At 64.6% G+C, this 19,255-nt stretch carries 14 protein-coding genes; 12 read left to right on the top strand and 2 right to left on the bottom strand.

The window, feature by feature from the left end:
* Positions 1-52 precede the first annotated feature (52 nt).
* The 4 genes from A5788_RS05395 (at position 53) to A5788_RS05380 (ending at position 9,758) form a co-directional block, all read left to right on the top strand.
* A complete protein-coding gene (locus A5788_RS05395; RefSeq protein ID WP_064866752.1) occupies positions 53-685 on the top strand; it encodes a hypothetical protein in 633 nt (210 codons plus the stop codon).
* Positions 685-1,764: a hypothetical protein gene (locus A5788_RS05390; RefSeq protein WP_064866750.1), complete on the top strand. Its 1,080-nt coding sequence runs from the start codon at positions 685-687 to the stop codon at positions 1,762-1,764. Before A5788_RS05395 ends, A5788_RS05390 begins: the two co-directional genes overlap by 1 nt.
* Positions 1,765-2,224: 460 nt before the next feature.
* Positions 2,225-5,722, top strand: coding sequence for a DNA-directed RNA polymerase subunit beta (rpoB, locus tag A5788_RS05385; RefSeq protein ID WP_049699013.1), 3,498 nt, complete (start codon positions 2,225-2,227; stop codon positions 5,720-5,722).
* Positions 5,723-5,801: 79 nt separating this feature from the next.
* Complete coding sequence (locus tag A5788_RS05380) at positions 5,802-9,758, top strand: DNA-directed RNA polymerase subunit beta' (protein ID WP_064866748.1); 3,957 nt, start codon at positions 5,802-5,804, stop codon at positions 9,756-9,758.
* A 196-nt stretch (positions 9,759-9,954) separates the two neighbouring features.
* Here A5788_RS05380 and A5788_RS05375 read toward each other — a convergent pair whose 3' ends face one another.
* Together A5788_RS05375 and A5788_RS05370 are read right to left on the bottom strand one after the other, a co-directional pair.
* Positions 9,955-10,326, bottom strand: coding sequence for a VOC family protein (locus A5788_RS05375; protein WP_064866746.1), 372 nt, complete (start codon positions 10,324-10,326; stop codon positions 9,955-9,957).
* A 193-nt stretch (positions 10,327-10,519) separates the two neighbouring features.
* Positions 10,520-11,173 (bottom strand): TetR/AcrR family transcriptional regulator, encoded by a 654-nt coding sequence (locus A5788_RS05370; RefSeq protein WP_231894170.1) that lies wholly within the window; start codon positions 11,171-11,173, stop codon positions 10,520-10,522.
* Between the two features lie 234 nt (positions 11,174-11,407).
* Here A5788_RS05370 and A5788_RS05365 point away from each other — a divergent pair, with 234 nt between their 5' ends.
* From A5788_RS05365 to A5788_RS05330, 8 genes are read left to right on the top strand one after another with little or no spacing between them, the layout of a single operon-like run.
* The gene (locus A5788_RS05365) at positions 11,408-12,187 is read left to right on the top strand and encodes an ABC transporter permease (RefSeq protein ID WP_005206518.1); all 780 of its coding nucleotides are present in this window, start codon (positions 11,408-11,410) and stop codon (positions 12,185-12,187) included.
* A 17-nt stretch (positions 12,188-12,204) separates the two neighbouring features.
* On the top strand, positions 12,205-13,068 hold the full coding sequence (locus A5788_RS05360; RefSeq protein WP_049698701.1) for an MlaE family ABC transporter permease: 864 nt from the start codon (positions 12,205-12,207) through the stop codon (positions 13,066-13,068).
* Positions 13,065-14,087: a hypothetical protein gene (locus tag A5788_RS05355; RefSeq protein WP_064866742.1), complete on the top strand. Its 1,023-nt coding sequence runs from the start codon at positions 13,065-13,067 to the stop codon at positions 14,085-14,087. The genes A5788_RS05360 and A5788_RS05355 overlap by 4 nt, the downstream gene beginning before the upstream one ends.
* Positions 14,084-15,142 (top strand): MlaD family protein, encoded by a 1,059-nt coding sequence (locus tag A5788_RS05350; protein ID WP_064866740.1) that lies wholly within the window; start codon positions 14,084-14,086, stop codon positions 15,140-15,142. The genes A5788_RS05355 and A5788_RS05350 overlap by 4 nt, the downstream gene beginning before the upstream one ends.
* The gene (locus A5788_RS05345) at positions 15,130-16,146 is read left to right on the top strand and encodes an MlaD family protein (protein ID WP_064866739.1); all 1,017 of its coding nucleotides are present in this window, start codon (positions 15,130-15,132) and stop codon (positions 16,144-16,146) included. The genes A5788_RS05350 and A5788_RS05345 overlap by 13 nt, the downstream gene beginning before the upstream one ends.
* Positions 16,140-17,264 (top strand): MlaD family protein, encoded by a 1,125-nt coding sequence (locus A5788_RS05340; RefSeq protein ID WP_064866737.1) that lies wholly within the window; start codon positions 16,140-16,142, stop codon positions 17,262-17,264. The genes A5788_RS05345 and A5788_RS05340 overlap by 7 nt, the downstream gene beginning before the upstream one ends.
* Positions 17,261-18,292 carry an MlaD family protein gene (locus A5788_RS05335; RefSeq protein WP_064866735.1) on the top strand — a complete coding sequence of 344 codons (1,032 nt, stop codon included), beginning with the start codon at positions 17,261-17,263 and terminating at the stop codon, positions 18,290-18,292. The genes A5788_RS05340 and A5788_RS05335 overlap by 4 nt, the downstream gene beginning before the upstream one ends.
* Positions 18,289-19,248 carry an MlaD family protein gene (locus tag A5788_RS05330; RefSeq protein WP_064866733.1) on the top strand — a complete coding sequence of 320 codons (960 nt, stop codon included), beginning with the start codon at positions 18,289-18,291 and terminating at the stop codon, positions 19,246-19,248. Before A5788_RS05335 ends, A5788_RS05330 begins: the two co-directional genes overlap by 4 nt.
* The last annotated feature ends 7 nt before the right edge of the window (positions 19,249-19,255 follow it).

The following is a 19,255-nucleotide window of genomic DNA, read 5'->3' as shown; positions in this document are numbered from 1 at the left end:
TGTGTCGATCGAATTGGCTCTCTCTCAGGTGTGCTCGCTACAGTGACGCCCGATGACCACCATGACTGACCCGACACAGGCGTCGGAGCCGACGAACGCCAACGACGGCACATGGCGCAGCCACCCGCTCGTCGGCGTGCTCGCCATCGTCGCGGTGCTTGTCGCCGCTGCGTGTGTCGCTTTCTTCGGCTACCGCGCCTACGAGGTGTACTTCGTCGAGAAGCCGATCCAGACCGCGCGCGACGAGGCGGTGTCGGGTGCCGAGCAAGCGATCATCAACGTCACGACCGTCGACCCGAAGAACACCGCTGACTGGAAGCGTCGCGTCGACAGCTCGTTGACCGGCAAAGCCAAGGAGCAGATCACCGCTCAGGACGTGACGACGCTCAATCAGCAGATCACGCAGGCGGGGCCGCAAGCCGCGACGCTGACGTCCCGGCTCAAGCGGTCGGCTCCGACCGAGGTCAACGCCGACGCCGGCACGGCGAAGGTGCTGATCTACGTCGACGCCACGGCCAAGCGGGCCAACGAGGCCGGCGTGACCCAGACGATGGGCTTCTCGGTCACCATGACGGACGTGGACGGCACCTGGAAGGCGTCGAACATCTCTCCGCTGGACGGGATCAACGTAGAGGAGCCGGGACAGTCGGGCTCCGGTAATCAGCAACAGGGAGGGGGGAACTGATGGCACGCCCACCGCGTAAGCCGGGCAACGGCCCGTCCCGTCGACCCTCCGCATACCGGCCACGAGTCGCCGGCCGCGGCCGTACCTCGGCCGCCGGCGACCCGCAGACGCCCGAAACCACGGAGACCCCGGAGGTCGCGGAGACCACCCGGAGTCCGGAGACTACGGGGATTCCCGAGGTCGCTGAGACTTCGCCGGTCGACGCCCCGGCCGCCGAGAGCGCAGACGCCGAAGCCGTCGAAACGGCCGAGGCTGCTGAGAGCACCGACGTCGCTGACAACAGCGCAGAGAGCGCCGAAGCAGCCGAAAAGGCCGAGGCCGCTGACACAACGGATGCCGCCGAAACCACGGAAGCCGCTGAAACCACTGAGGCCGCCGAAACCACCGACACCGGCCCGTCGCTCGAGAAGTCCGACTCCGACGTCGCGGAGGCACGTCCGACCGCGAAGACCCGACGTGTCGCACGCGTCTCGACGATCAAACCCAACACCGCAGCGTCGCAAAGTACGACGACGCCGGTGTCGACGGATCAGGCCTCGAAACCACGCAGGGGCGCTTCACCGTCGTCGTTTGTGAAGCTGAGCCGTCGCACGTTGACGGTTCTCGGCATCATCACGGGCGTGCTCGCGATCGCCGCGATCGTGCTGGCAGTCCACCCGGGCGCGACAATCGGTTCGAACAAGGCATTCATCGACCAGGCAGCGACCAGCGAACTGGTGTCCCAGGCCCAGACCAAGGTCTGCACGGCCAACTCCGCCAACGGAACGAAGTTCGACGAGTGGTCGAACAACGCGAGGTCGGGACTGACAGGGGAGGCGCTCGCACAGTTCAACAAGCAGGTCGCGCCCCTCAAACAGGTCATGGAGCAGGCCAAAGCCACCACCGACTGCCAGATCGACGCGATCGGCGTGCGCGACCTCACCGGCAGCGGCGACGGTTCCCGCGCTGTCATCGTGGTCAACATGATCCTGTCCGGCACCCAGAACGGCGTACCGACACAGAGCCTCACCCCGCGCTACCAGGTGAACATGGAGAAGCACGGCGACTCGTGGCTCATCGCCAAGGTCGCAGATATCTGAGTCGCCCGACCGCGGCTCCTCGTCGTGCAAAACTGCCCAGCGCGGCCATGTGGCCAGCGCGTGTTCTACGCGCGTCGTGATGCTGAACAGTCGACGCTTTGACCCCCTCGACGCGGCATCACGCAGGTGAGGCGCTAATTTTCTTACACAAATTGGCGCGTACCGCTTGACGTGGCGGCGTTGGCGGGCCAATCTGTGACCAGCGATTGCAGCGCGGGCAGCCACCAGTGCGAAATCGTTTCCAGACGCTACTTGACAAAGTGCGTCTATTTTCTGCTACAGTTGGACGTTGCGCTGGCTGCCTCCTGTCCATCTGTCGATTCTCCTTCTGGCCACATTCTCCTCTGGTGTGTGCATGGTGATCGCGATCGAAGGTTGTCACCAGCGAACGGCCCACCAAGCCACTTAGCGCTTGTTGCACACACCGCTAGGCAGAACCCTCGTGTTGGAAGGACGCACCTTGGCAGTCGATCGCCAGTCCACCTCAACCACCATCCCGAATGCGCCGCACCGCGCATCGTTCGCGAAAATCAGCGAGCCTCTGGAGGTACCGGGCCTCCTTGATCTACAGCTCGATTCCTTCGAGTGGCTCGTCGGCTCCCCCGAGTGGCGCGCCAAGGCCATCGCCCGTGGCGAAGAGAACCCCGTCGGCGGTCTGGAGGACATCCTCCACGAACTGTCGCCGATCGAGGACTTCTCGGGCTCGATGTCGCTTTCCTTCTCCGACCCTCACTTCGACGAGGTCAAGGCCTCCGTCGAGGAGTGCAAAGACAAGGACATGACCTACGCGGCGCCCCTGTTCGTCACCGCGGAGTTCATCAACAACAACACCGGTGAGATCAAGTCGCAGACCGTCTTCATGGGCGACTTCCCGATCATGACCGACAAGGGCAGCTTCATCATCAACGGCACCGAGCGTGTCGTCGTGTCTCAGCTCGTCCGTAGCCCAGGCGTCTACTTCGACGCCTCCATCGACAAGGCCACCGAGAAGACCCTCCACACCGTGAAGGTCATCCCGGGCCGTGGCGCATGGCTGGAATTCGACGTCGACAAGCGCGACACCGTCGGTGTGCGCATCGACCGCAAGCGTCGTCAGCCGGTCACCGTGCTGCTGAAGGCTCTCGGCTGGACGAACGAAGAGATCAGCGAGCGTTTCGGGTTCTCCGAGATCATGATGTCGACCCTGGAGAAGGACAACACCGCCAACCAGGACGAGGCGCTGCTCGAGGTCTACCGCAAACTACGTCCGGGCGAGCCCCCGACCCGCGAGTCGGCCGAGAACCTCCTCGAGAACCTGTTCTTCAAGGAGAAGCGCTACGACCTCGCCCGCGTCGGCCGCTACAAGGTCAACAAGAAGCTGGGCCTCACCGACAACCCGATGACGGGCGAGTCGGTCCTCACCCGCGAAGACATCGCCGCGACCGTCGAGTACCTCGTGCGTCTGCACGATGCCGACCCGCACACCGTGTCGTTCTCGCAGGTCGCCGGACCCGACAGCCTCGAGGTTCCGATCGAGGTCGACGACATCGACCACTTCGGCAACCGTCGTCTGCGCACCGTCGGCGAGCTCATCCAGAACCAGATCCGCGTCGGACTCTCGCGTATGGAGCGCGTCGTGCGTGAGCGCATGACGACCCAGGACGTCGAGGCGATCACCCCGCAGACCCTGATCAACATCCGTCCCGTCGTGGCGGCGATCAAGGAGTTCTTCGGAACGTCGCAGCTCTCGCAGTTCATGGACCAGAACAACCCGCTGTCGGGTCTGACGCACAAGCGTCGTCTCTCGGCTCTGGGCCCGGGTGGTCTGAGCCGTGAGCGTGCGGGCCTCGAGGTCCGCGACGTCCACCCGTCGCACTACGGCCGCATGTGTCCGATCGAGACCCCTGAGGGTCCGAACATCGGTCTGATCGGTTCGCTGTCGGTGTACGCACGGGTCAATCCGTTCGGCTTCATCGAGACGCCGTACCGCAAGGTCGTCGATGGCGTCGTCAGCGACGACATCCAGTACCTGACCGCGGACGAGGAAGATCGCTTCCTCATCGGCCAGGCGAACACCAACTTCGACCTCAACGGAACCATCACCGACGATCGCGTGCTGGTCCGTAAGAAGGGTTCGGAGGTCGAGTTCGTCGGCGCGAGCGACGTCGAATACCTCGACGTCTCGCCGCGACAGATGGTGTCGGTCGCTACCGCGATGATCCCGTTCCTCGAGCACGACGACGCGAACCGCGCCCTGATGGGTGCGAACATGCAGCGTCAGGCCGTGCCGCTGGTCCGTAACGAGTCGCCGCTGGTCGGCACCGGTATGGAGCTGCGTGCGGCGGTCGACGCCGGCGACGTCATCGTCTCGGGCAAGACCGGTGTGATCGAAGAGGTTTCCGCCGACTACATCACCGTGATGGCCGACGACGGCACCCGCGACACCTACCGGATGCGCAAGTTCGCCCGTTCCAACCACGGCACGTGCGCCAACCAGCGCCCGATCGTCGACGAGGGACAGCGCGTCGAGGCAGGCCAGGTCCTGGCCGACGGTCCGTGCACCGAGAACGGCGAGATGGCACTGGGCAAGAACCTGCTCGTGGCGATCATGCCGTGGGAGGGTCACAACTACGAGGACGCCATCATCCTGAGCCAGCGGCTCGTGGAGGAGGACGTGCTCACCTCGATCCACATCGAGGAGCACGAGATCGATGCCCGCGACACCAAGCTCGGGGCCGAGGAGATCACGCGTGACATCCCGAACGTCTCCGACGAGGTCCTCGCCGACCTCGACGAGCGCGGCATCGTGCGTATCGGTGCCGAGGTCCGCGACGGCGACATCCTGGTCGGCAAGGTCACCCCGAAGGGCGAGACCGAGCTGACCCCGGAAGAGCGTCTGCTCCGCGCGATCTTCGGTGAGAAGGCTCGCGAGGTTCGCGACACGTCGCTCAAGGTGCCTCACGGTGAGACCGGCAAGGTCATCGGCGTCCGCGTCTTCAGCCGCGACGACGACGACGATCTCGCACCCGGTGTCAACGAGCTGGTCCGCGTGTACGTGGCCCAGAAGCGCAAGATCCAGGACGGCGACAAGCTCGCAGGCCGCCACGGCAACAAGGGCGTCATCGGCAAGATCCTCCCGCAGGAGGACATGCCGTTCCTGCCCGACGGCACCCCTGTCGACATCATCCTGAACACCCACGGTGTTCCGCGTCGTATGAACATCGGTCAGATCTTGGAGACCCACCTCGGGTGGATCGCCAAGACCGGCTGGAACATCAACGTCGCGAATGGTGTGCCCGACTGGGCGTCGAAGCTGCCCGAGGACATGTACTCGGCCGAGCCCGACACCAACACCGCAACCCCGGTGTTCGACGGCGCCCGCGAGGAGGAGCTGACCGGACTGCTGTCCTCGACGCTTCCGAACCGCGACGGTGAGGTCATGGTCAACGGCGACGGCAAGGCGATGCTGTTCGACGGTCGTTCCGGCGAGCCGTTCCCGTACCCGGTGTCTGTCGGCTACATGTACATCATCAAGCTGCACCACCTGGTCGACGACAAGATCCACGCTCGCTCCACCGGTCCGTACTCGATGATCACCCAGCAGCCGCTCGGCGGTAAGGCCCAGTTCGGTGGCCAGCGCTTCGGTGAGATGGAGTGTTGGGCCATGCAGGCGTACGGCGCTGCCTACACCCTGCAGGAGCTGCTGACGATCAAGTCCGACGACGTGGTCGGCCGCGTCAAGGTCTACGAGGCCATCGTCAAGGGCGAGAACATCCCCGAGCCGGGCATCCCCGAGTCGTTCAAGGTGCTCCTCAAGGAGCTGCAGTCTCTCTGCTTGAACGTCGAGGTGCTGAGCTCCGACGGTGCGGCGATTCAGATGCACGACACCGACGACGAGGATCTCGAGCGCGCAGCCGCCAACCTCGGCATCAACCTGTCGCGCAACGAGTCGGCCACTGTCGACGACCTCGCGAACTGATCTCGCTGCCGCCGGTCACGGAGTTTCCGTGACCGGCGGCCAACGGCCCTTTATTGACAGAGCTCTGGAAAGGTAACAAGTGCTCGACGTCAACTTTTTCGACGAACTGAAAATCGGTCTTGCAACGGCCGACGATATCCACAACTGGTCGTACGGCGAGGTCAAGAAGCCGGAGACCATCAACTACCGCACGCTCAAGCCCGAGAAGGACGGCCTGTTCTGCGAGAAGATCTTCGGACCTACTCGCGACTGGGAGTGCTACTGCGGCAAGTACAAGCGCGTGCGCTTCAAGGGCATCATCTGCGAGCGCTGCGGCGTCGAAGTCACCAAGGCCAAGGTGCGTCGTGAGCGGATGGGCCACATCGAGCTGGCCGCACCGGTCACCCACATCTGGTACTTCAAGGGTGTCCCGAGCCGCCTGGGCTACCTGCTCGACCTCGCGCCGAAGGATCTCGAGAAGATCATCTACTTCGCCGCATACGTCATCACCTCGGTCGACGACGAGCTCCGCCACAACGAGCTCTCGACGCTCGAGGCCGAGATGGAGGTCGAGAAGAAGGCCGTCGCCGATCAGCGCGACGCCGACCTCAACGAGCGTCAGCAGAAGCTCGAGGCCGACCTCGCCGAGCTCGAGGCCGAGGGTGCCAAGGCCGACGTGCGCCGCAAGGTGCGCGACGGTGGCGACCGCGAGATGAAGCGGATGCGCGACGCAGCACAGCGTGAGCTCGACGCTCTCGAAGAGCTGTGGGACAAGTTCGTGAAGCTCTCCCCGGGCGATCTGATCATCGACGAGAAGCTCTACCACCAGCTGCAGGACCGCTACGGCGAGTACTTCACCGGTGCGATGGGCGCCGAGGCGATCAAGAAGCTCCTCGAGACCTTCGACATCGACGCCGAGGCCGAGTCGCTGCGCGAGACCATCCGCAGCGGTAAGGGTCAGAAGAAGCTGCGCGCGCTCAAGCGACTCAAGGTCGTCGCGGCGTTCCAGCAGTCGGGCAACTCGCCGCTGGGCATGGTCCTCGACGCTGTGCCGGTGATCCCGCCGGAGCTGCGTCCGATGGTGCAGCTCGACGGTGGCCGCTTCGCGACCTCCGACCTCAACGACCTCTACCGTCGTGTGATCAACCGCAACAACCGCCTCAAGCGACTGATCGACCTCGGTGCTCCCGAGATCATCGTCAACAACGAGAAGCGGATGTTGCAGGAGTCTGTCGACGCCCTGTTCGACAACGGCCGCCGCGGCCGTCCGGTCACCGGACCGGGCAACCGTCCGCTCAAGTCGCTGTCCGATCTGCTCAAGGGCAAGCAGGGTCGTTTCCGTCAGAACCTGCTCGGTAAGCGCGTCGACTACTCGGGCCGTTCGGTCATCGTCGTCGGCCCGCAGCTCAAGCTGCATCAGTGTGGTCTGCCCAAGCTGATGGCTCTCGAGCTGTTCAAGCCGTTCGTGATGAAGCGTCTCGTCGACCTGAACCAGGCGCAGAACATCAAGAGCGCCAAGCGCATGGTCGAGCGTCAGCGCCCGGCCGTGTGGGACGTCCTCGAAGAGGTCATCGCCGAGCACCCCGTGCTGCTCAACCGTGCTCCGACGCTGCACCGCCTGGGTATCCAGGCCTTCGAGCCGCAGCTCGTCGAGGGCAAGGCCATCCAGCTGCACCCGCTCGTGTGTGAGGCGTTCAACGCCGACTTCGACGGTGACCAGATGGCCGTGCACCTCCCGCTGAGTGCGGAGGCGCAGGCCGAGGCGCGCATCCTGATGCTGTCGTCGAACAACATCCTGTCGCCCGCGTCGGGTCGCCCGCTGGCCATGCCGCGTCTGGACATGGTGACCGGTCTGTACTACCTGACCACCCTCAAGGAGGGCGCGGCAGGCGAGTACACGCCGGCAACCGACGACGACATCGAGCGCGGCGTCTACTCGAGCCCGGCCGAGGCCATCATGGCCGTCGACCGCGGTGCGCTCACCGTGCAGTCGCGCATCAAGGTGCGTCTGACCGATCAGCGTCCGCCTGCCGACATCGAGGCCGAGCAGTTCCCGGATGGCTGGAAGTTCGGTCAGCCGTGGGACGTCGTGACGACGCTGGGTCGCGTGCTCTTCAACGAGCTGCTCCCCGTCGAGTACGCGTATGTCGACGAGCAGATGCCGAAGAAGCGTCAGGCCGCGATCATCAACGATCTCGCCGAGCGCTACCCGATGATCGTCGTCGCACAGACCGTCGACAAGCTCAAGGACGTCGGCTTCTACTGGGCCACTCGTTCGGGTGTCACCGTGTCGATGGCCGACGTGCTCGTGCCGCCGGCCAAGGCGGAGATCCTCGAGCGTTACGAGGAGCGGGCCGACGGACTGGAGCGCAAGTTCCAGCGTGGTGCCCTCACCCCGGACGAGCGTCGTGATGCTCTGGTCGAGATCTGGAAGCAGGCCACCGAGGAAGTCGGTAAGGCCATGGAGGACTACTACCCGGACGACAACCCGATCACCATGATCCCGAAGTCCGGCGCGACCGGAAACATGACCCAGGTGCGAAACCTGTCGGGCATGAAGGGTCTGGTGACGAACCCGAAGGGTGAGTTCATCCCGCGTCCGATCAAGTCCTCGTTCCGCGAGGGTCTGACCGTCGCCGAGTACTTCATCAACACGCACGGTGCTCGTAAGGGTCTGGCCGACACCGCACTTCGTACGGCCGACTCGGGTTACCTGACCCGTCGTCTGGTCGACGTGAGCCAGGACGTCATCGTCCGCGAGACCGACTGTGGCACCGAGCGCGGCATCAACGTGTTGCTCGGCGAGAAGCAGCCGGATGGTTCGATCATCCGCGACGCGCACGTCGAGACCTCGGCGTACGCCCGCACCCTGGCCGCCGACGCGGTCGACGAGAACGGCAACGTCATCGTCGAACGTGGTCACGACCTCGGCGATCCGGCCATTGAGGCTCTGCTCGCAGCAGGCATCAACCAGGTCAAGGTCCGTTCGGTCCTGACCTGCGCGACCGGCACCGGCGTCTGCGCCATGTGCTACGGCCGTTCGATGGCGACCGGCAAGCTCGTCGACATCGGCGAGGCCGTCGGTATCATCGCGGCCCAGTCGATCGGTGAGCCCGGTACCCAGCTGACGATGCGTACGTTCCACCAGGGTGGCGTCGGTGACGACATCACCGGTGGTCTGCCGCGTGTCCAGGAGCTCTTCGAGGCGCGCGTACCCAAGGGTGTCGCACCGATCGCGGAGGTCTCCGGACGGATTCGCCTGGAGGACGACGACCGCTTCTACAAGATCACGATCATCCCCGATGACGGATCGGAAGAGGTTGTCTACGACAAGATCTCGAAGCGTCAGCGTCTGCGTGTCTTCAAGCACGACGACGGCTCCGAGCGTCTTCTCGCCGACGGCGACCACGTCGAGGTGGGCCAGCAGCTCATGGAGGGTTCGGCGAACCCGCACGAGGTGCTGCGCGTCATGGGTCCGCGTCAGGTGCAGGTGCACCTGGTCAACGAGGTCCAGGAGGTCTACCGGAGCCAGGGTGTGTCGATCCACGACAAGCACATCGAGACCATCGTGCGTCAGATGCTGCGTCGCGTGACGATCATCGACTCGGGTTCGACGGAGTTCCTGCCCGGCTCGCTCACCGAGCGTGCCGAGTTCGAGGCCGCGAACCGGCAGGTCGTGTCCGAGGGTGGCGAGCCCGCCGCCGGACGTCCGGTCCTCATGGGTATCACCAAGGCCTCGCTGGCGACCGAGTCCTGGCTGTCGGCGGCGTCGTTCCAGGAGACCACGCGTGTCCTGACCGATGCGGCCATCAACAGCCGCAGCGACAAGCTGATCGGTCTGAAGGAGAACGTGATCATCGGTAAGTTGATCCCGGCTGGTACGGGCATCAACCGGTACCGCAACATCGAGGTCCAGCCGACCGAGGAGGCCCGCGCGGCCGCCTACGCGGTGCCGTCCTACGACGACACCTACTACAGCCCGGACGGCACCTTCGGTGCTCCCGCCGGCGCTGCGGTTCCGCTGGACGACTACGGTTTCGGCAGCGAGTACCGCTGATCGGCGGCAACCCGCTGATCGGCGGTAGCCCGCTGATCGAGCTCGCTCTCGCTGATCGAGCCTGTCGAGATCATCGCTGATCGGCGTTAACCGGCTGATCGAGCGGTAACCCGCTGATCGAGCCTGTCGAGATCACCGAAACGGCCCCGCACCTCACGAGGTGCGGGGCCGTTTTGCGTTCCGATGCGTCGGACGCTCACTCGTAGCGGTAGGGCAAATACTGCACGTTCCAGTGGTTGCCGTCAGGATCGTCGAAGTAGACGAAGTGGCCCCACGACTGGACGTCGACCTCACTGGCGTCGACGCCGGCGTCGAGCAGCTCCTTGCGCGCAGCCTCGATGTCGGAGACGCAGAGCATCAGTGTTCCGGCGTTGGGTGGCGCGGCGTCGACGATGCCCCGGCCGAAAGCGATCGAGCAGCGCGAGCCGGGCGGTGTCATCTGCACAAACCTGATCTCGTCGGTGGGGGACGAGTCGTGGTCGGGGTTGAACCCGATCCTGGTGTAGAAGTCCTTTGCTCGATCGACGTCGGTGACGGGCAGAAACGCGACTTCCAGTGTCCAATCCATGATTGTGGCCTTTCAGGTGGGGCGCTTCGAGGTTCGAGCCGAGTGCCGATCACTCGACGAACCGAGCATCGCAGCCAATGCGGTCATATCGGGTCCGCAATAGAAACCCGGCGCCGCCCAGTCGACGCGACGAGACGCCCACTCGACGCCCCCGCTGATCGCGCGCAACCCCCGCTGATCGAGCTTGTCGAGATCACCAGAACATCGGGGCGAGGAACTTCGAGGCGTAGTCGCGCAGCGCGTCGGCGTCGTCGATGTCGACGGTGTGCGAGTCGGTGAGCGCGAACGACATGATCAACCGAAACAGTGTCTCCGACGCGAGCCGCAGGTCGGCGTCGGGCATGTTGGCGCCGGCGGCGCGCAGGGAGTCGACGATGCTCTGACTGAACTGCCCGACCATTTCCACCACGTACGGGCCGTCGAATCCGATGATCAGGTCGGCGGCGCCCGGCTCGTCGGCGAGTATTCGGGTGACGAGTTCATTGCTGCGAGCACGCGTGATGGACACCTGGAACCCCTCGATCACCGCCTCGCGCGGGTCGAGGTCGCGAACAGCCTGTTGCATCTCGGAGAAGAAGTCCCTGCGCAGTTGCAGCACGACCTCGGCCAGGAGCGCATCCTTGCTGGGGAAACGGCGATACAGCGTGCTGCGGCTGACGCCTGCGTCGCGGGCGATGCGGTCGATGTTGGCTCGACGGACCCCGGAGCGCACGAACTCCGACGACGCCGCGTCGATGATCCGACGCTCCTGTTCCTCGGCGCGTCGACGACGCGACGCACCCAGCATCGTCATCGCCGAACCCGCGTGGGTCGACGACGCGGTCGAGGCTGAGCCTACTTCTGACACTCGTGAACCATAACTCACTCCAACGTTTCACGATCTCAAACACTCGACACCGACGGTATCGAGCATCGAGCGTGCGACGAGCTCGTGTTTCTGCAGTTGAAAGCGGATCTATAAATGAGTGTGTGACAGCGGACACATGGATATGTGATACTCGCCTCGGCGCGAAGAATGAAACCGGGATGTCTGATACGTCCCAAAACCAAACAAGTGCTTGATTGACTATGGGGGTTGCGCGTGCCGATGGCGCAGAGTGTGCAGGGCTTCGGCCGCACGGTCAGGCTGGGCGTGCGCACCTCTGTCATCGCGACCACCGACATCGTTGGCGGCAGGTTCCCGATCCGCGAGGCGACCGTTCAGGCGTGGTTCCTGCTCAGCATCACGGTTTTGCCGGCCCTGCTGATGGCCGTACCGTTCGGAGTGATCATCGCCGTGCAGATCGGCGGCCTCACCAGCAACCTCGGCGCAACCTCGATGGCCGGAGCCGTCGGCGGCATGGGCGTCATCCAGCAGGGCGCGCCGATGGCCGCGGCACTTCTACTCGGTGGTGCAGGGGCGTCGGCGATCACGGCGGATCTGGGAGCTCGCACGGTCCGCGAGGAGATTGACGCGATGCGAGTCCTCGGCATCGATCCCACGCGCCGGCTCGTCGCACCGCGGATGGTCGCGATGGTGCTGGTCGCCCCGGTTCTCTCGATCCTGATCATCGTGATCGCGGTGGCCGCGAGCTTCATCGTGGCGATCGTCGGACAGGGGGTCATCGCGGGCTCGTATTGGCAGTCGTTCGGCAGCTACGCGTCGACCACGGACCTCTGGATCTGCCTTGGTAAGTCGGTCATCTTCGGTTTCGTCGTGGTGGTCATCGCGAGCAGACGAGGGCTCGAGGCCGCCGGGGGTGCCCGCGGCGTCGCCGACGCTGTCAACGCGGCCGTCGTGCTCGGCATCGTCGCGTCGATGGTGATCAACGTGATCATCACCCAGGTCACGACGCTCTTCATCCCGCCGCAGGTGATCTGACATGGCGGTGATCTGACATGGCGCAACGCGCCGGGAGCTACATCCCGAGTACCAAGTTCCCGCGCTTGGAGAGAGTCGCCGACGACGCGGGCCGCCCCTTCGAACACATCGGCCGCCAGGTGACGTTCGTGCTCGACACCATCGCGGGTCTGCCGCACACGGTGCGCGCGTATCGCAACCAGACCCTCGCGGCGTTCGCCGAGACCACCTGGGGCAACGGCTCGATCCTCGTCGGCGGCGGGATCGCGAGTGTGCTTGCAATCCTTGGTGTTTCGGTCGGCGGCATGATCGGCATCCTCGGTGTCACCTCGCTCTCATCGCTCAACCTGTCGCCGATGGCAGGCCTCATCACCGGGTACGCCGCCACGCGTGAGATGGCCCCGATCGTCGCGGCAGTGGGGTTCGCCGCGCAGGCAGGATGCCGGATGACCGCCGAGATCGGCTCCATGCGCATCTCGGAGGAGATCGATGCCCTTGAGGCGCAAGCGATCCGGCCGATTCCGTTCGTGGTGGGCACACGCGTCATCGCGGGCGTCCTCGCCATCGTGCCGTTCTATCTGATCTCGCTCTGCCTGGCCTATCTGTCTTCGCGGCTGGTCGTCAGCGTCGTCTACGGCAATTCCGCGGGCGCCTACGACCGCTACGTCGAGGCGTTCGTGAGTCCGGTCGACGTCGTCTATTCGACGATCAAGGTCGTCGTCTTCGCGGTTCTGGTGATCATCGCGCACACCTATTATGGCTTCTTCGCGAGCGGCGGTCCCGAGGGCGTCGGCATCGCGTCCGGGCGGGCGATCCGCGCCAGTCTCGTGCTGATCGTGGCGGCCGACATGGTGATGTCGCTGATGTTCTGGGGTCTGAACTCGGGGCTGAACTTCGCATGAGCAGGGCACGCGAACTCTCCCCGGCCGCGCTGCGCAAGCGCGGTATCCTCGCCGTTCTCGTAGCCGCCGCGGTTGTCGCCCTCGTCGTCATCAAACCCTTCAGCGGAGGCGACGACTCCGTGCGCTTCGCCATCGACGCCCCGTCGCTTCCCGACGGCGTGCAAGAGGGCGTGCCCGTCGATATCCGCGGCGAGACCGTCGGAGAGGTCTGCGGCCTCGACATTTCGCGACGCGACGTCACGCGCATGGAGGTCTGCGTCAACCGGGACGCCATAGGCGAACTGACCGAGAACACGGCGGTCAGCTTCGTGTCCCGCAACCTCTTCGGCTCCGACGCCGTGCGTCTGAACCCGACGGGTTCGGGCTCGTCGGTCACCAGTGGCAGCGCCATCACGCTCGCACAGGCGCCGTCGGATTACACCGTGACGGCCACCGTGCGCAGTGCGGGCTCCTTCACCCTGCCCGTGCTGTCCCCACAACTCAGCGACCTGCTCAAGCAGGTGAGCGACACCACGATTCGCCTGTCACCGTTCCTGACCGCCGCAACCGTCACCCTGCAAACAGTGCAGCAGGGACAGCGCACACGCCTGAATGCGCTCTTACCCACTGCCGCAGACGCGTTCAGCGGTGTCGGTGCAGCGGCAGCGGGCGCAATCAAGGGACTCAACATCTTCAACTCCAACCCGCTCCTCCTCGACCACGGTTACGTGCTTCAGGTCGCGCAGATGATCGGCGACATCGGAGATCTGTTCGGCGGCATGGGATCACTGTTCAACGGCCTCGCGCCGTTCGGCGCGTTCATGGACCTCACCAACGCATTCACGACGCCGCTCGGGCAAGGACTCTCGGGTGTCACCCCCGCACAGGTCGGCACACTGATCGATCATTTCGGCAACGCGTTCCACACCGATCCGACGACGGGCCGGACCACCTTGTCGGTAACCGCGCACCTCGACGTCGTGCCCGGTGCTTCGGCGCCGTTGAACCAACTGCTGTCGAGAGTGGGTGGCGGTTCGTGAGAAACGCGTCGTCGGCGACGAAACGACTGCTGCTCGTGGCGGCCGTCGTGATCCTCGCCCTCTATGCGATCGTGCAGGCGATCAACCGGCCCGTCGGCGGCGACGTCGAGACCTACCGCGCCGAGTTCTCCGACGTGTTCGGGCTGCACAAGAACGCCGACGTCCGCGTGCGCGGCGTCCAGGTGGGCAAGGTGACCGACATCGATCTCCAGTCGACCGGCGTAGCGATGGTGACTTTCACTGTGCGCCAAGAGAATCGGCTCACCAGTCGCGATCAGCTCGCGATTCGATTCCAGAACCTCGTCGGCCAACGCTACCTCGCCGTCACCAAAGCAGAAGTCGCACAGAAGGCGGAGGTGAACGGGACCGTCAGCACGACCACGCCAACGGATGCGGCGCCACTCGACCCCGATCAGGTGATTCCCGCGGCCAAGACGAGTGGCTCCTTCGACATCACCAAGCTGTTCAACGGATTACGACCGCTGCTGCAGGGCGCCGACCCCGAGGTGTTCAACACCTTCGCCACCAACATGCTCCATCTGCTCCAGGGCGAGGACGGCGTCGGACTCGGCGACGTCCTCGCCGACGTCGAACGTCTCACCCGATTCGCCACCGACAAGAAGGCCCTGATCTCCACGATCGTCAACAACCTCGGCGTCGTCTCCGCCGCGTTGCAGGGCAAGTCAGAGATCATCGGGGTGCTCATGAAAGGCCTCGGCGTACTCTTCGACACTCTCGAGACCAAGCTCGATCTGCTGAAGTCCGCATTCGGCAACGGCTCCAGGGTGTTTCCGCCGATCGTCGACCTGCTCTCGAACCTGTTCGACCTCACTCTCGGCGGCCACGACAACGTCTCTGCGCGCATCATGCAACTCGTCCCAGACACCAACCAGTTCGCCGAGGTGCTCGGCGCGTTGCCGACCTTCCTTGCGACCGTGAACGCGTCGATGAGTCACCTGGGCTTCGACGCGACGTGCTCGCGCGGCGAGGTGGCGCTGCCGGAGATGGGGCAGGTCCTGCTCGGCGGAGGGAAGGTGACGTTGTGCAAGGCCTGAGCCGACTATCCGACTTCGCTGTCCGCGACCAGGTCTCCCGCAGAGCCGAGATCTCCTGGGCCGTCGGGGTTGTCGCCGTTGTGGCCGTGCTGGTGGTCGTCGTCGGCTTCCTCTACATCTCCCCTCCCGGGCGCGCAATCGTGCACGCGGTGATGTCGGAGAGCGGTGGCATCAAGGGCGGCACCGAGGTACGCATCGCAGGCGTGACCGTCGGCAAGGTCACCGATGTCGCGTTGTCCGACGACAAAGTCGACGTCTCACTCTCCGTCGACCGCACGGTCTTCCTCGGCGACCAGACCTCCCTCGACGTCCGGATGCTGACCGTGGTCGGGGGAGCCTACGTCGCACTGCTGCCCGCAGGAGATAAACCTCTGGGCGACTCCGTGATTCCCGCTTCGCGCACCTCAGTGCCCTACTCGATCTCCGAGGTGCTCGACGCGGCAGCCAAGACCACGTCGGGCATCGACACGCCGACGATGCGCGGCACCGCGGTGGCGCTGACCAACAGCCTCGACGCCGCGCCCGGCGCCATCCGCGGCATCATGTCCGACGTCGACACCCTCACGGGCTTGCTCGACAAGCAGCAGGATCAGATCAAGAGCGTCGCCGACATCGGCGGCGAATACAGCACCGCCATGGCGGCACAACGAGCCACTCTCGTCGAAATGATCAACCGTATTCACGCCGTATTGCCGCTCATCATCGGGTACAAGGATCGCGGCATCATCACCTACGACGCCCTCGCGTCGCTCGTGCTCTATGTCGGCGACGTCCTCGGGGAGCCGTATCAGGCGCGCATCAAACCGCCCCTGCGCAAGATCATCGCCTCCGCGGGCGAGACCAAAGACATCGCGGCAAAGATGAGTGTCGCGATCACACAGTTGCGCGACATCGCCGACAAGCTCAGTCGCACAGTGCATCCCAATGGCGCGGCACTCGACTTCGGTGACCAGGTGATCGACGACTCGTCGATCTGCATACCCATCGCGGGCCGCACATGTTGACCGCACGAGCACGCCGAATCGACAGCAGGGTGATCGCGCTGGTCGCCGCGATCCTCGCCGTTGCGCTGCTTGTCGGTGCGGTGGTCGTCTACCTGCGGTCGACGTCGAACAACGCGCGTGCCCTCTGCGCCCAGCTACCCGATTCGGCGGGCCTCTATGCGGGAAATGCGGTCAACATCCGGGGCGTCAAGGTCGGAACAGTGACGTCGCTGAACCCCGAAAACGGTTACGTGACAGTGCACATGAAGGTCGACGACCGGCGGCTGGCTTCCGACCTCAAGGTGGTCGCGATCAACAACTCGGTGCTCGCCGACCGTCGTCTCGAACTCGTTGGCACCGACGCACGCGGCGGCCCCGAACTCGCCGCGCAGACATGTGTTCCGCTCTCTCGGACGTTCACGCCCATCTCGGTCAGCGATGCGTTCCAGTCGTTCACGACGATGTTCAACGAGGTCGGGGGAGTGGGTACCGATACGAAAAAGCCGGTGGGAGAGCTCATCTCGGTCACCTCGCGGGAGATCAACGGCAGCGGCGGCGACATCAACAAGTCCATCAAGAACATGTCGAGTCTGATGGCAGCACCCGACGAGTTCCTCGCGCAGATGCGCTCGATCTTCGACAATCTGGCGACGCTCACCGATGTCACCACCCAGAACTGGGATGACCTGCGCGACATCGGGACCAACTCGGCGTCGTTGACCTTCATGATGGGCAGGCTGATCGAAGACTTCGTCTACATCTTCAACGGATTGTCGGAGGCCGCGCCCGCGATCGACGACCTTCTCGGCGACCTTCTCCCGCCGTTGCTCGACACGGCCGACGTCGCGAAGCCACTGATTGATCTCGGTATCGCCAAAACCCCTGACCTGCTTGTCCTTCTGCGTGAGATCCCGGGAATCGCGACGTCGGCGTCGGCCATGATGAGCCGGTCCGCGCGGGGGGTTCCGGTGTCTGTGTCGGGGCCGAAGGTGCTCACCAGGACCCCGAGTAGCGCGGCACTGTGCGGACTCCTCGACCGCAGCGGTGCCGGTCACTGCGACGTCCGCACCGGACAGACGGCGGTGGTCGATCTCACCGGTCTGGTTGGTGCTGCGATTGCGGGAGGTCTCGGCCGATGATGCGTCGTGGAGTCTCACTTGTCCTGTGCGTATTGGCCGTGGTGGCAGCGCTCGTCGTCGTCGCGGTCGGCCGTGGGACCAATCCGGCGAATCTGTTACCGAGACTGACCTCCTCGTCGTCGAATTCGACGACGCTCTACGTCGACTTCTCGTCGGTCGTCAACCTCCCGCTGGGCGCGCGGGTGCTCTCGCGCGGCACCCAGATCGGCACCCTGGAATCGATCGAACTCGTCCCCAACGCCGCGCGGCTGACCCTCGGCATCACGCCGGAAGCCCAGGTGTTGCGCGGCTCGAAAGCCGAACTGCGACAGTCGACGATGCTCGGCGACATCTACGTCGCGTTGATCCCGCCCGCCTCCTCGAGCGCGCCACTCCTGCATGACGGCGACGTGATCGGTCTACACGACACAGACCCCGGCCCCCAGATCGAAGACATCATCACCAATCTCGCCGACTTCATGGCGGGCGGTTCGGTGATGCGAGTGCAGGATTCGATCCGCAAGGTCAACGAGTCCGTCGACATCAAGAACGGTGACCTCCCCGCGGCATCGCGCGTCGGCGCCCACGATATCCAGGATCTCGCACGCGGCACCGACGAGCTGAACTCGATGATCGACACACTCGATCAAACCAGCCGCCAGATAGCCTCTGACCCAGCTCTTCTCGCGATGTCGATGGGGCCGCAGGGCCAGTTCACCCTGGGCTCGGTCATGGATGCGATCAGTGAGGGATTCAAACTCGTCGCGGGCTCCAGTGCTCTCGCGATCGGTCTGAGCTGGCTCACGCCGAGGCTCGCCGAGCTCAACCCGTTCCTGGAGAAGATCACGCCCCTGCTGCGCAGCTACTCCGCGACGTCGACCGAATTCAACGGCAACATCGGCAAGGTCGTCGACGTGACGCAGACAAAACTCCTCCCGTTCGCCAAGAACGGCGGGATCTCCGTCGACAAGATCACCGTGGGTGGGGATCGTCGGGAAGCAACCCGGTCGGTGACGGCGGTGTTGCGCATGATCGGAGCGGTCCGATGAAGGCGCGCTACATGTTCTCCATCGTCGCGACAGTGGCGGTGCTCATCCTCGCTGTCGCCTACCTCTCGGTGGGCGTACTGAAGATGCGCGTCATCTCCGACCAGACGACCGTCACCATCACCGCGCCCAAATCCAATGGTCTGCATGCCGGTTCGGCTGTCTTGCTCCGCGGAGTGTCGATCGGGAGTGTGTCTTCGGTGACCTACACCGGCGGCAACAACATCGACATCGAGATCTCCTACGACGCCGCGCATCAGATACCGTCGAACAGCAAACTCGTCATCGAGAACCAATCGATGATCGGGGAGTCGGGACTCTTCCTCATTCCCCCGAAAGACGATGCGGCCCAAAACATTCGTAGTGGTCAGACCCTGACCGCAACCGTGGTCGACGTCCCGGCGTCGGTACCGGAGCTCCTCGGCTCGACCCAGACGCTGCTCGATCAGGTCGACCCGACACTCGTCAACGATCTCGTCGACACTCTCGCGACGGCACTCGCCGGAACCGAGTCCGACGTCGAACGCCTCACCCCGGCCGCGCAGGTACTCGCGGCGACGATGATCTACTCGCAGCCGGCCATCGAGAAGATCATCGGGAACTCGACGACGATGCTGGAGGACGGCGCCTGGATCGGTCCTTCGCTGCGTCCGACTGCTCCCCAACTCGTGTACGCGGGCACCAGCGTCCGTGACGTCGTGACCGCGGTCAAGCCATTCGCGGTCTCCACCGACGGCGGAAAGAAGATCCGGGATCGTTGGAAACCGTCGTTGAATCGGTCCGCTGAGTTCGTGAACACCATTGCACCCCCATTGGGGAGTATCGCCGACACACTGCTCCCGGCCGCACGGCAGTCGGGTTCGGTGCTGGCCCAGATCAACATCGCGACGCTGCTGGAGCAGGCAATGAAGGTCCTGCCCGGCGACAGCCTGCAACTAACCGTGACCCCGCCGAGATGACAGCCCG

The sequence above is a fragment of the Gordonia sp. 852002-50816_SCH5313054-c genome (assembly GCF_001665925.1).
GTDB lineage: Bacteria > Actinomycetota > Actinomycetes > Mycobacteriales > Mycobacteriaceae > Gordonia > Gordonia jacobaea.
This window is presented reverse-complemented; position numbering and strand designations above follow the sequence as displayed.